Raw genomic sequence first — 12386 nt, forward strand, 5'->3', positions numbered from 1 at the left:
GCGCTTTATCGAATCGAGACGAAACGCGAGCGGGGTCGCGGACGTCTGATGAGCGTGGCGTCGGCAACGTTGATAGCGGAGGACCCCAGGCGGCTGGGCGATTACTGGCTCGCCGGACGGCTCGGCGCGGGCGGCCAGGGGGTGGTCTACGAGGCGTACGACCCCGCCGGACGCCGCGTCGCCATCAAGGTGCTGCACGGGGAGGCGGCGCAGGACCCGGAGCTGCTCCGCCGGTTCGCCCGCGAGGCGGATGCGGCCCGCCGGGTCGCGTCGTTCTGCACCGCCCAGGTGATCGACGCGGTCCTCGACGGGCCCCGGCCGTACATCGTGAGCGAGTACGTCGAGGGAGCCAGCCTGCGCCAGGCGGTCGCCGGAGGCCGCCTGTTCGCCGGTGACGACCTGCACCGCCTGGCCACCGCCGTGGCGACGGCGATCGCGGCCATCCACGATGCCGGGGTGGTCCACCGCGACCTCAAGCCCGACAACGTGCTGCTCGGCCCGGACGGCCCGCGCGTCATCGACTTCGGCGTCGCCCGCGCCCGCGACATGTCCCTCACCGCGACCGGGCTGGTGGCCGGGACCCCCGTGTACATGGCCCCCGAGGTGTTCGTCGGCGAGCGGGCCGGGCCGCCCGCCGACCTGTTCGCCTGGGGCGGCATCGTTCTGTACGCCGCCACCGGCGCGGACCCGTTCAGCGCGGAGAGCCTGGGCGGCGTCATGCACCGCGTGCTCTCCGAGGACCCCGATCTCGGCCCGCTCCCGAGCTCGCTGCGCTCCCTTGTCGCGGCCACGCTGGCGAAGGACCCGGTCGTCCGCCCGGACGCGCGCGAGCTGCTGTACGGCCTGATCTCCGGCCCGCGCGGCGTCGCCGCGGAGGACCTGCTGGTCCTCGGCAGCGCCGAGGCCGGGCTGCTGCCCGGACCGGAGGTCGCCGACCCGGGGCTCGGCCCGCTCGCGGAGGAGAGGTACGGCGCGCTCGTCCAGGCGGAGCGCGAGTTGGTGCCCGAGGTGCTCCTCCGGCTCGCGACCGTGACCGACGACGGCGAGGTCGCCACCAGACGGGCCGCGCGCGCCGAGCTGCTCGACGGCCGTACGGGGGAGGAGGCCGCGGCGGTCGCGCGGATCATCGAGTCCTTCGGGCAGCTGCTGGTCGAGCGCGACGGCGAGGTCGAGCTCGCCCGCCCCGCGCTGATCCAGGCGTGGCCGCGCCTGCGCGCCTGGGTCCAGGCCGAGCGCGAGGGCCTCGCCGTGCTCCGCGAGATCACGGTCGCGGCGCGGCGGTGGAACCGCGGCGCGGACGGCGACCTCCTCCAGGGGGACCGGCTGGACACGGTGCTGCGCTGGGCGGCGACCGGCCGCCGCCATGTCACGCTGAGCCGTCTCGAACGCGACTTCCTCGATGCGGGGTCCGCGCTGGCCCGCCGCCGGGCCCGCCGCCGCCGGATCGTCACCGCCGCCCTCGCCGTGCTGCTGGTGCTCGCCGTCGGCTTCGGCGCCGCGACGGTCTGGCAGAGCGCCGCGGTGAACGAGCAGCGGTATCTGGCCGAGTCGCGCGGTCTCGCCTCCATGGCGGACCGGCTCGGCGACACCGACCCGGTCATAGGGATGCTGCTGAGTGTCGCCGCCTGGCGGCTCGGCCACACCGATGAGGCGCGCGGCAGCCTGATCACGTCGCTCGGCCGGCGGGAGACGGGCGTGCTGCGGCTCAACGGCGCCGTCCACACGCTCAGCGGGGACGGACGGACCGTCGCGTCCCTGGACGGCGACGGCGTGACGCTCCGGGACGCGCGGTCGGGACGGCGGATCGGCGGGTGGTCCGGGCTCGGCGTTGACGGCAGGCACGTGCACTCGATCGCATTGAGCGGGGACGGCCGGCTCCTCGCCGTCGCCGCGGGGCGGCGGGTGCGCGTCTGGGACGCGCGCACCGGGCGGGCTACGGGGCGCGAACTGTCCCTCGGCGCCGGCACGTACGAGGCGCACTATCCGATCGAGATCGCGTTCGGGGCGAGCCCACGCGTGCTGATCATCGGCTTCAGCGGCGCGGTCCGGCTCTGGGACCTCGACACTGGGACGGCGAGCTCCAGACGGTCCGGCTACCTCGCGGATGTGGACCCGGCCGGCCGGATCGCGGCGATCGACGGCATCGGAGAGCGCCCCCGGCTGTTCGACCTGCCCCGCGCCACCCCGCGCCGTACGCCCTCGGGCATCTGCGGCGGCCCGATCCCGGCCCGGGCGGACGACGGGGTCGGACCGCAGGCGCTCGCGTTCAGCCCGGACGGCCGCAGGCTCGCCTGCGCCGCGAACGAGGGCGTCACCCTGACCGATCTCACGGCGGGAAGCACCGGACCGCCGTTCGGCCCACCGGTGGCGGGGCGGCCGGCGGCGACCTTCAGCGCGGACGGCAGGTTCCTCGCGGTCCGCGCCGAGGGATCCATCACGGTGTGGCGGCTGGCGGACCAGAGGTCGCTGCTCGTCCAGCCCACGCTGGGGGAGGCCGCGCAGATACGTTTCGACCGCGACGGAGGGGCGCTGCGGTACATCGTGGACGACACCCTCCACACGGTCGGCATCGCGGACCTGACCGGCCCGCTCAGGGCGGGACCGGCCGACGAGTCCGCCGTGCTCACGCCGGACGGGCGATACGCCGTCCACGGCACGGGCGCCGGCGCCCTCACGTTCCGGGACGCGGGGACCGGCCGGCCCGCGGGCGCGTCCGTCCCGATCACCGCGTCGTTGCAGGCGGTCGCCTTCAGCCGCGACACGCGCGTCATGGCGGTCGCCGACGACACGGGCCGCCGGGCTTGGGCGGTGGACCGGATGAGCGGCCGGAAGCTCGCGACGACCGAGGTCCGGGACGACCGTACGCAGACGATCGTCGGGGTCGCGGTCAGCCAGGACGGGACGAAGGCGGCGACGATCACGGCGAAGTCGTCCACGGAACTGGAGGTCGGTGTCGGCGACCTGCGGACGGGCGCCTGGCGCACCGTCGCCAAGATCGCCGACGCGGGCGGCGGAACCGCCGCCTTCAGCCCCGACGGGCGGGACCTCGCCGTCCTCGGATCGGGCGCCGGCTACCTGGTCGACGTCGCCGACGGGAAGGTCCGGACCTTCGGAGCCACCGATCAGACGCTCATGGCGGTCGCCTTCCACCCCCGTGCGCCCATCATCGTGACGGGCGACTTCGCGGGGCGGGTGATCGCGTGGAACTCGCGGACGGGCGAGCGCCGGGGCGCGGTGCTGCCGCAACGGCGGCCGGTGTCCGCCATGGCGTTCAGCCCGGACGGCTCGCTCCTGGCCGTCGCGGCGGGGCAGGGCGTCCGGCTGTGGGACGTCGAGGCCGGGACGGCGGTCGGGGAGCCGGTCGGCACCTTCGGGGCCGACGTGGTGTCGGTGGCCTTCCGGAGCGACGCCCCGGCGCCCGGAGCGGAAGGCTCCGGCGGCCTCGCGGTGGTCGGCCTGGACGGGAGCGGTGCGGTCGCGTCCCGGCCGGTGACGCCGGACGCCGTCGCCGCCGCGGTGTGCGCGCGGGCGGGGCGGACGCTGACCGAAGCCGAGTGGCAGGAATACCTCCCCGGCCTGCCGTACGAGGACGTCTGCCCGGGAGGCGTACGGTCGCCCTGACGGGCGGGGCCTCCGCCGAGGTCAGACCTCGGCGGAGGCCTCCCAGAGGGAGCAGGGGTGGACGGCGTGGTGGTGGTAGATCATGCCGACGGGCTCGCGAGTGGCGAGCGTCTCCACCGGCTGGCCGCCCGGTCCGCAGACGCAGTCGGGGCTGCCCTCATGACCGATGACATCGTCGAGTGGCATCACATGAACGAATCTGGTCATGGGGGCATCCCTTTCGCGTCAATTAGCCCCCGATGTTACCCCAAATTCGGACAAAAGGGATTAAGAGCAGCTTTATGGTCATCCGCAGTTGTCGAACTTGTCCCGGCCGCCGAACGCCTTCTTCTTGCCGTCCGGGGAGCTCGCCTTGCCCGAGTACCTCACGCACTTGTGGCGGGCGTTCACGTATATCGGGCCGGCGTACCGGTCAAACCAGGCCCCCTCGCCGGCATCGGTTCCGTTCTCCACGTTGAGCCCGACGTAGGTGTAGCTCGGCTTGCCGATGTACATCGTCTTGATCGTGACGGCGCAGTTCTTACCGGTCCTCCCGTTGTAGAGGAGGTGGGTGACGGCGAGCTGCTCGCCCTTCTTTGTCTTGATCGCGCGCGATCCGTCCTTGACGAGCGTGTACCCGGCGCCGCAGATGCTCTGCGGCGACGCCGCCTCGGCGGCGGCAGGCAGGAGTGCGACGGCCGTGATCGCGCCGAGCGTCAGGGCCCCCGCCTTGACGAACTTGATCATCCGGTTCCAATCCTCGAAGGGGAGGCCACCCCGAGGGGTGGCCGATCTTGAGCACCGACGAGTATTTCGACCCGGACGGGCGTCTGTAAAGGATCTATACGGAAGATCCGAAAATGGTGGCTTATGTCCTTCCTTCGGGGGTTTTTGGGGATCTTGGGGGAGATTGACCAATATGTGTGGTGATCGACGCGGTCGCGGGGGTAGACGAAAGCAAGCACCAGATTCGGGGGGAAACATGGCGGCTTGTGAAGTCTGCGGAAACGACTACGACCTGAGCTTCGAGGTGCACGCGCAGGGGGCGGTGCACACCTTCGACAGCTTCGAATGCGCGATCACCAGGATGGCCCCGGTGTGCGAGCACTGCGGCTGCCGCGTTGTGGGCCACGGCGTCGACGTCAACGGCCGCATCTGCTGCTGCGCCCACTGCGCGCGCGAACTGGGCGCCACCCAGATCGTGGACAAGGTCGGCGCGGCGATCTGATCGCCCGCGGCGGGCGCGATCACCGGCAGCGGGTCGTCGGCCCGCCAGGGTCAGGATGCCCCGGGGCGCCGCCCGGCGACCAGGCTGTCGCCGGGCTCGGGGCCGGAGCCCGGTTCAGGACCAGAGCTCGACTCGGGACTGGATCCCGGCTCGCTCCGGCTCTCGGCGGCCTCGTCCCGTGCACGCTTCGTACGGCGCGTCCGCGCCTTGGCCGGGGCGCCCTGTCCGGCGTTCCGTGCGGCCTCCGGCGCCGCGTCGGGTGCCGTATCCGCCGCCGCGGTCGCCGCGGTGGCGGGGCCCGCTCCTCGCGACGCGGCGTCCCCCGGGGGCGCGACGGCCTCGCCGGGCGCGGCCGCCGGAGGGATCGCCCTGGGCCCCTCCGCAGGGTCGCGCAGCGCGGCGATGACGGCGTCCGCCTCCTTGTCCGCGGCGAACTCGTCCGCCGCCTCGGCCTCTCGGCGCTTGATGACGACCATGTGATCGAGTGAGACGCGCCCGGCCCCGCCGACCGAGAGCAGCACGGACGCCGCGCCCAGCGCGACGATGATCTTTACGTCTCCGCCGGTCAGCGGCATGCCGCTGTGCCCGGTGGTGATGACGAAGACGGCGACCGCCTCGGCGAACAGCAGCAGGCCGACGAACGACACGGCGAGGCCCGCCACCAGCAGCGCGCCGCCGACAAGTTCGATGAGCATGGTCGCCGCGGCCCATACCGACGGCAGGGGAGCGCCCAGCTCGGAGAACTGGGCACCGGTCGCGTTGAGGCCCGCTTCCAGCTTCTCCCAGCCGTTCGCGAAGAAGATGCCGCCGACGCCCAACCGGGCCGCCAGCGAGGCCACGTCGTGGAGGGTTCGCTTCACGCTTCCCCATTCTGGGGAGACGGGTGACGATTGCCCAGACATCTGCCCATAAGGATCGACCTCAGACCCGTGGCGCCGCCCGTCACGATGACGGCCGGGGTGAGCTCTCCGACCTCTCCGGCGTCGCCGCTTCCTCCGGCTCGTCGGCGCAGTGACCGGCCGCGGCCTCCCTGGAGATGAACACGGCCGCGGCCAGGGCGGTGAGCCCGAGCAGGATCACGCTGACCACGACCGTGCGGTGCAGGGCGGTGATGAACGCGAGGCGGGCCGCGCCGAGCAGGGCCGCGCCCGGGGCGCCGCCGATCTGGACGGCGACGTGCGCCGCGGCCGCCAGCGACTCCCTGGCCTCGCTCATCAGGTCGCCGGGTACGCCGGGGACCACGCCGAGCGCCGGGGCGTAGACCATCGTGGTGATCGTGCCGAGGACGGCGATGCCGAGACCGGCGCCCAGCTCGTAGGCCGTCTCCTCGATCGACGCCGCGCCGCCCGCCCGTGACTCGGGGACGGCCGCCATGATCGTGTCGGAGGCGGCGAGCAGCGCGACCTCGACGCCGAACCCGATCCCGATGAAGCAGACGGCGAGCATCCCCGGACTCTGCTCGACCCCCCAGGTGAGCACGGGCGCCAGCGAGATCGTGGTGAGCGCGAGGCCGCCGCTCATCGTGGCTCGCAGTCCGATCCGCTGGAGCACGTGCGCCGCCGCCAGCCCGCCCGCGACGGCCGCGATCATCAGCGGCAGCATCCGGACGCCCGCCGACAGCGGGGAGAGCCCGAGGACGAGCTGGAGATACTGCGCGAGCAGCAGCTCCAGCCCCACGAGTGCGAAGATCGCCAGCAGCACGCAGGCGACGCCGGTGGCGAAGCCGCGCCGGGCGAAGAGCGCGATGTCGAGCAGCGGGTATTCCAGCTGCCGCTGCCGCCGTACGAACCAGGTGAGCAGGGCGATCCCGAGCAGGGCGACGGCCAGCGCGGGTCCGCGGCCGATCATGTGCCCGTACCCGGCCTCCTTGAGCCCGAACGCGATGGCGAGGATGCCGAGCGTGGACAGGACGGCGCTCAGTACGTCCCACGGGTGGCCGGACCTGTTTCGCGACGGAGGCAGCAGCCGTACGGCGAGGGGGAGCGCCACGATCAGCAGTGGCACGTTGATGAGGAAGACCGCGCCCCACCAGAAGTGCTCGACGAGGACGCCGCCCACCAGCGGGCCGACGGCGGCGCCCGCGGCGGCGACCGCGCTCCAGACGCCGAGGGCGATCGCGCGTTCCTTACGGTCGGTGAAGACCTCGCGGATGATCGACAGCGTTGCCGGCATGATCATCGCGCCTCCGACGCCGAGGAAGGCGCGCGACATGATCAGCGCCAGCGGCGTCTCGGCGAACGCGGCGGAGAGCGAGGCCAGCCCGAAGACGACGTAGCCGGCCAGCACCAGGCGGCGCCTGCCGTACCGGTCGCCGAGCGTGCCGAAGGTGACGAGCAGCGGCGCGACCACGAGCGAGTAGATGTCGATGATCCACAGCAGCTCGACGGCGGACGGTTCGAGCGCCGCGGTCAGCGCGGGCACCGCGATGTGGAGCACGGTCGCGTCCACCGCGATGAGCAGCAGGCTGAAGCAGAGTAACGCGAGAACGGCCCACCGGCTCGCGTGACGCGCGGCGGCGGAAACGGCGCGGGACCGCGTCCCGACCCCCACGACGATCATGGGCGGAATCCGCCGGCCTGGTGGAACATGCGTCGCAGCTTAGGCCATTCCCGGTAGATCCCTCAGCAGCTTCCGGCATTGCGCTTTCTAGCGAGATATAGGTATATATCCGGCATCTAGGCAACCCCTGCTCGGCAACCGATCATGCGGGAGTGGGGAGCGACATCGAGGACCCGGATCACGCCCGCTACCAGGACCACGACCGTGCCGGGAACCTCGCCCGAGATCACGTCCCGCGCCGCTCCCGGCCCCTGGCGCTCCGCGCTGATCCTGTGCGAGTCACGCGGGAGGCGGCTCCCCGGCGACGCCTCGCCCCCGCCGGGCGTCAGCGACGCCGTACGGCACGCCGCCACCTATTCGAGGAGCGTCGTGCTCGCCTACACCCAGCGGGGCTGCCCGCGGGCACTCGCGGTCGGCGCGGTGACCTCGGTGAGCGCGTCGGGCGAGCTGAGGCTGATCGCGGGGGACGAGGCGTGGGAGGCGGTGGAGCGCGATCCGCGGGCCGTCCTCTTCGTGGGCGACCCGCGGTTCTGGGCCGAGGTGCGCGGGGTCGCGGTCCCCTCCGGCGATGTTCTGCGCATCACGCCCAAACGGGTCGTCGTGCGGGAGTACCCCGGCCGCCACCAGGCCCGAGCACGTTAGATCCACCCATCGCGCGTTCGCGTGCGGTATAACCGGGGGGCGAACCGGGGAGGCGTTGATGCGGGACTCCGACAGGGCCCAGCCGGCGGGCAGCGCCGGGGCGCGGGATCTGTTCGAACAAGCGCGGCTGCGCTATTTCCACCTTCCTCCCTTCGTGCGGCGCGTGCTCTTCACCGGGACCCTGATCGCCTCGATCGGCGTCGCCGCGGCCCTGGGGTGGCCGCTGCTCACCACGTTCTTCACCACGGTCGTGGTGCTGGCCTTCCTCGCGCTCGCGCTCAGCTATCCGCGTGCGGCGGCGACCGCGCTCGTCCTCGCCGCCTGGGGGACGCTGCTCCCGCTGTTCCTCGGCGCCTTCGGCGGCGCCCAGGCCGTTGAGCCGTACCTGCTGCTGTTCCTGGCGGCACCGGTCGCGGGCGCGGCGCATCTCATCCGGTGGGTGCCTCCGTGGCTGACCACGCTGGCCGCCCTGGCCCCGGCGGCCGTCGTGGCCTTCGCGATCTCCCCGGTCTCCATCAGCGTCGCCCTCTGGGCCGCGTACGGCACGGCCTGCGTGGTGCTCGTCTACCGCTTCACGCTGGCGCGGCGGGTGCGCGCGGCCATCGCCGTCCCGCATCAGGGCGGCGACGTCCCGGTCAGGCAGCGGCTGCGGGTGGGCGGGCACCAGCACCCCACCGGCGAGACGGGCCCGCCGCCGCCGATCACGGTCGAGCAGGCGCTGGGCGAGCTGGAGTCGATGATCGGCCTCGAGCCGGTCAAAGAGCAGGTGCGGGCCATCGCCGCGTCCATCGAGGCGGCCCGGCTGCGCAAGGAGGCGGGGTTCACCAACGAGCCCCCGATGCGGCACTTCGTCTTCGTCGGGCCGCCCGGCACGGGCAAGACGAGCGTCGCGCGCACCCTCGCCAAGATCTTCTACGCGTTCGGCCTGCTGGAGACGCCCTTCGTGGTCGAAGCCCAGCGGGCCGACCTGGTCGGCGAATACCTCGGCGCCACCGCGATCAAGACCAACGAGCTGATCGACCGGGCGCTCGGCGGCGTGCTGTTCATCGACGAGGCGTACGGGCTGATCAACTCCGGCGACGGCCAGCCCGACCGGTTCGGCGCCGAGGCGGTGCAGACGCTGCTCAAGCGGGCCGAGGACGACCGCGACCGGCTGATCATCGTGCTGGCCGGCTACGAGAAGGAGATGGGCGCCTTCCTCTCCTCCAACCCGGGCCTCTCCAGCCGGTTCGCCACCCGGGTGCGCTTCCCCGGCTACACCCCGGACGAGCTGCTGTCGATCACCGAGGCGCTGCAGGCCAGGCGGGGCGACCGGCTGCCCTCCGACGCCCGTCCCGTCCTGCGCGGCCTGTTCGAGGACGTCCACCGGCGCGGGCTGGTCGACGAGCTGGGCAACGCCCGCTTCGCCCGCACCCTCGCCGAGGCCGCCGCGCAGGCCAGAGACGTGCGCGTGGTGAGCGCCGGGGGAGCGCCCCGCGGCGAGGACCTGGTCACGACCACCGCCGACGACGTCACCAGGGCGTTCAACGAGATCACGGCCAGGTTCCGCGGATACCAGGCCACGCCCACCTTGGAGGAGGCGCTGGCCGATCTGGACTCCATGGCGGGCCTCGAACCCGTCAAGCGGCAGGTCCACGCGATCGCCGCTCAGCTCAAGGTGGCGCGCATGCGCCAGGAGCAGGGCCTGCCGGTCCAGTCCCAGATGCGGCACTTCGTCTTCGTCGGGCCGCCCGGCACCGGCAAGACCACCGTCGCCCGCATCCTGGGCCGGATCTTCTCCGCTCTCGGGCTGCTCGCCCGGCCCGACGTCGTCGAGGCGTCCCGCGCCGACCTCGTGGGCCAGCACCTCGGCGCCACCGCGATCAAGACCAACGAGCTGATCGACCGGGCGCTCGGCGGCGTGCTGTTCATCGACGAGGCGTACGGCCTGGTCAACAACGGGTACGCGGGCGGGGACGCCTTCGGCGCCGAGGCGGTGCAGACGCTGCTCAAGCGGGCCGAGGACGACCGCGACCGCCTGGTCGTCGTCCTCGCCGGATACCAGAGGGAGATGGACGCCTTCCTGGCCACCAACCCCGGCCTCGCCTCGCGGTTCAACCAGTTCGTCGCGTTCCCCTCGTACGCGCCGGGCGAGCTGGCCGAGATCGCCGAGCTGCAGGCGGCCCGCGCGGGGGACAGGTTCGACGCCTCCGCCCGCCGCGACCTCGCCGACGTCTTCGACTGGGTCTGCCGCGAGGGGCTGATCGACGGGCTCGGCAACGGCCGGTTCGCCCGTTCCCTCTACGAGCGGGCCGCCATGCGGCGCGACGTGCGGCTGGCCGCGCAGGGCTCGGCCAACACCGCCGAGCTGACCACGATCATCAGCGACGACGTGCGCAGCGCCGTCGACGAGCTCTCCTGACCCGCGCCGCGACGGCCTGAACGTCACGGCGGGTTCCCGGTTGTCCCCGCCCACGGCGCGGAGGCTCGCCTCACTGATTACGGTCTGTTACATAAAGCATGCAAACTGCGACCGTATCGGGGAGGAGCGCCGTGCAGGCACGAAAGCTGGCCGCGTTGATCACGCTGCTCGTTGTGGGGACCGCGACAGCCTGCTCGGGCGGGTCCTCCGGCGACGACCAGGGGAGCCACACCACCGGCTCCCTCAAGGCGTACGACATCAACCCGGTCGCCCGGGACAAGGTGAAGGACGGCGGCACCCTCAAGTGGGGCCTGTCCGACTTCCCGGCCCAGTGGAACATCAACCAGACGGACGGCGACAGCGGCGAGGCGTGGGCCGTCATCGGCGCCCTCATGCCCATCACGTTCCGCTCCGACGAGAAGGGGCGCCTCTCGCTCGACCGCGACTACGTCCTCCAGGCGAAGGTCACCGAGAAGACCCCGCACGAGGTCGTCAGGTACACGCTCAACCCCAAGGCCAAATGGTCCGACGGCAAGCCGATCACCTGGCAGGACTACGCCGCCCAGTGGAAGGCCATGAACGGCCACGACAAGGCGTACGGCGTCTACACCGGGTCGGGATACGACTCGGTCAAGAGCGTCACGAAGGGCGCGAACGACCACGAGGTCGTGGTCACCTTCGCCGAGCCGTTCGGCGAATGGCGGGCACTGTTCTCCCCGCTCTACCCGCGTTCGGCCAACGAATCCGTGACCGCGTTCAACTCCGGCTGGGTCAACCGCATCCCCGTGACCGCCGGGCCGTTCAAGGTCGAAGGGCTCGACCCCGCGGGCAGGACCATCACCCTGGCGCGCGACACCTCCTGGTGGGGCGATCGCGCCAAGCTCGACCGCATCGTGTTCCGCGCCCTGCAGGGCAACGCCCTCGTCAACGCCTACAGCGGCCGCGATCTGGACACCTTCGACGCCGGCCTGTCACCCACCGCGTACGACTGGGGCAAGAGCGAACCGACCGTCTCGGTGCGGCAGGCGGGCAGCACCGACTTCCGGCAGGTCACGCTCAACGCCGAAAGCCCGGCGCTGTCCGACGTGCGGGTCCGCCAGGCCATCGCCGTCGGGATCGACCGCAAGGCCGTCATCTCGGCCGATCTGAAGGGGATGAACTGGCCGACGGTGCCGCTGAACAGCCACTTCTACGTCCACGGACAGGGTGCCTACCGGGACGACGCGGGCTGGCTCGGCACATACGACCCGGCCCGCGCCGGGCGGCTGCTCGACCAGGCGGGCTGGACGCTGACCGCCGGCACCCGTAAGAAGAACGGCCAGGAACTCGCGCTGCGCTTCCTCATCCCCTCCGACGCGCCGGTGGCCCGCACGGAGGCCGACGTCATAAGCGCGTCCCTGGAGAAAATCGGGGTGAAGGTCGCCGTCGTCGCCGTACCGGGCGACGACTACTTCGACAAGTACCTCGTCCCCGGGCAGTTCGACCTGGCCTCCTTCGCCTACGGGGCCTCGCCGTTCCCCGTGTCGGCCAACTACGGCGTGTACCTCAACGCGACCAACCCGTCCTCCGGCGGCAAGCGCGAGGAGAAGCGGCAGGCCGCCAAACAGTGGGACGCGAACCTCGGCCGCGCCGGCAGCCCCAAGATCGACTCCGCGCTGTTCGCGGCGGGATCGCAGCTCGACCAGGCGAAGGCCGCCGCCAAGCTCAACGCCGCCGACCGGCTCATCTGGGAGCAGGCCACGGTCCTGCCGCTGTTCCAGCGCCCCCAGACCGTGATCGCCAGGTCCACCCTGGCCAACATCGGCGCCACCGGCTTCTACGACCTGAGGTATGCCAACATCGGCTTCACGGGTTAAATGGCCTCGCTTCGCTCGGCGGGCTCGGGGCGCCTTCAGTCGATGTCTTCCCTCGTCACTCGGAGTCGCTCGTTCCTCGCTCCCCACTCGCTCCTCAGTC

9 protein-coding genes are annotated in these 12386 nt (G+C 72.3%); 5 read left to right on the top strand and 4 right to left on the bottom strand.

Annotated elements, in window-relative coordinates; translation table 11 throughout:
- Positions 1-48 precede the first annotated feature (48 nt).
- Complete coding sequence (locus tag ACQP1V_RS11330) at positions 49-3621, top strand: protein kinase domain-containing protein (protein ID WP_433421770.1); 3573 nt, start codon at positions 49-51, stop codon at positions 3619-3621.
- A 21-nt stretch (positions 3622-3642) separates the two neighbouring features.
- Here the strand turns inward: ACQP1V_RS11330 and ACQP1V_RS11335 are convergent, their stop codons facing one another.
- Both ACQP1V_RS11335 and ACQP1V_RS11340 read right to left on the bottom strand, forming a co-directional pair.
- Complete coding sequence (locus ACQP1V_RS11335) at positions 3643-3828, bottom strand: hypothetical protein (protein ID WP_067130722.1); 186 nt, start codon at positions 3826-3828, stop codon at positions 3643-3645.
- Positions 3829-3906: 78 nt separating this feature from the next.
- On the bottom strand, positions 3907-4347 hold the full coding sequence (locus tag ACQP1V_RS11340) for a hypothetical protein (RefSeq protein WP_433421772.1): 441 nt from the start codon (positions 4345-4347) through the stop codon (positions 3907-3909).
- Positions 4348-4582: 235 nt separating this feature from the next.
- Between ACQP1V_RS11340 and ACQP1V_RS11345 the strand changes: the two genes are divergently transcribed.
- Positions 4583-4828, top strand: a complete 246-nt coding sequence (locus tag ACQP1V_RS11345; protein WP_067130728.1) for a hypothetical protein — start codon at positions 4583-4585, stop codon at positions 4826-4828.
- 50 nt (positions 4829-4878) lie between these two features.
- Here ACQP1V_RS11345 and ACQP1V_RS11350 read toward each other — a convergent pair whose 3' ends face one another.
- Positions 4879-5688, bottom strand: coding sequence for a DoxX family protein (locus ACQP1V_RS11350; RefSeq protein ID WP_433421775.1), 810 nt, complete (start codon positions 5686-5688; stop codon positions 4879-4881).
- Positions 5689-5770: 82 nt separating this feature from the next.
- Positions 5771-7387: an MFS transporter gene (locus tag ACQP1V_RS11355; protein WP_433421778.1), complete on the bottom strand. Its 1617-nt coding sequence runs from the start codon at positions 7385-7387 to the stop codon at positions 5771-5773.
- Positions 7388-7591: 204 nt separating this feature from the next.
- Between ACQP1V_RS11355 and ACQP1V_RS11360 the strand changes: the two genes are divergently transcribed.
- The 3 genes from ACQP1V_RS11360 (at position 7592) to ACQP1V_RS11370 (ending at position 12286) form a co-directional block, all read left to right on the top strand.
- Entirely contained in the window at positions 7592-8029 is a 438-nt protein-coding gene (locus ACQP1V_RS11360; protein ID WP_433421781.1) for a hypothetical protein, read from the top strand.
- A gap of 58 nt (positions 8030-8087) precedes the next feature.
- On the top strand, positions 8088-10430 hold the full coding sequence (locus ACQP1V_RS11365; RefSeq protein ID WP_433421784.1) for an AAA family ATPase: 2343 nt from the start codon (positions 8088-8090) through the stop codon (positions 10428-10430).
- A 131-nt stretch (positions 10431-10561) separates the two neighbouring features.
- Positions 10562-12286: an ABC transporter family substrate-binding protein gene (locus tag ACQP1V_RS11370; RefSeq protein ID WP_433421787.1), complete on the top strand. Its 1725-nt coding sequence runs from the start codon at positions 10562-10564 to the stop codon at positions 12284-12286.
- Positions 12287-12386 lie beyond the last annotated feature (100 nt).

This window comes from Microtetraspora malaysiensis, from assembly GCF_050947145.1.
GTDB classification, from domain to species: Bacteria; Actinomycetota; Actinomycetes; order Streptosporangiales; family Streptosporangiaceae; genus Microtetraspora_A; species Microtetraspora_A malaysiensis.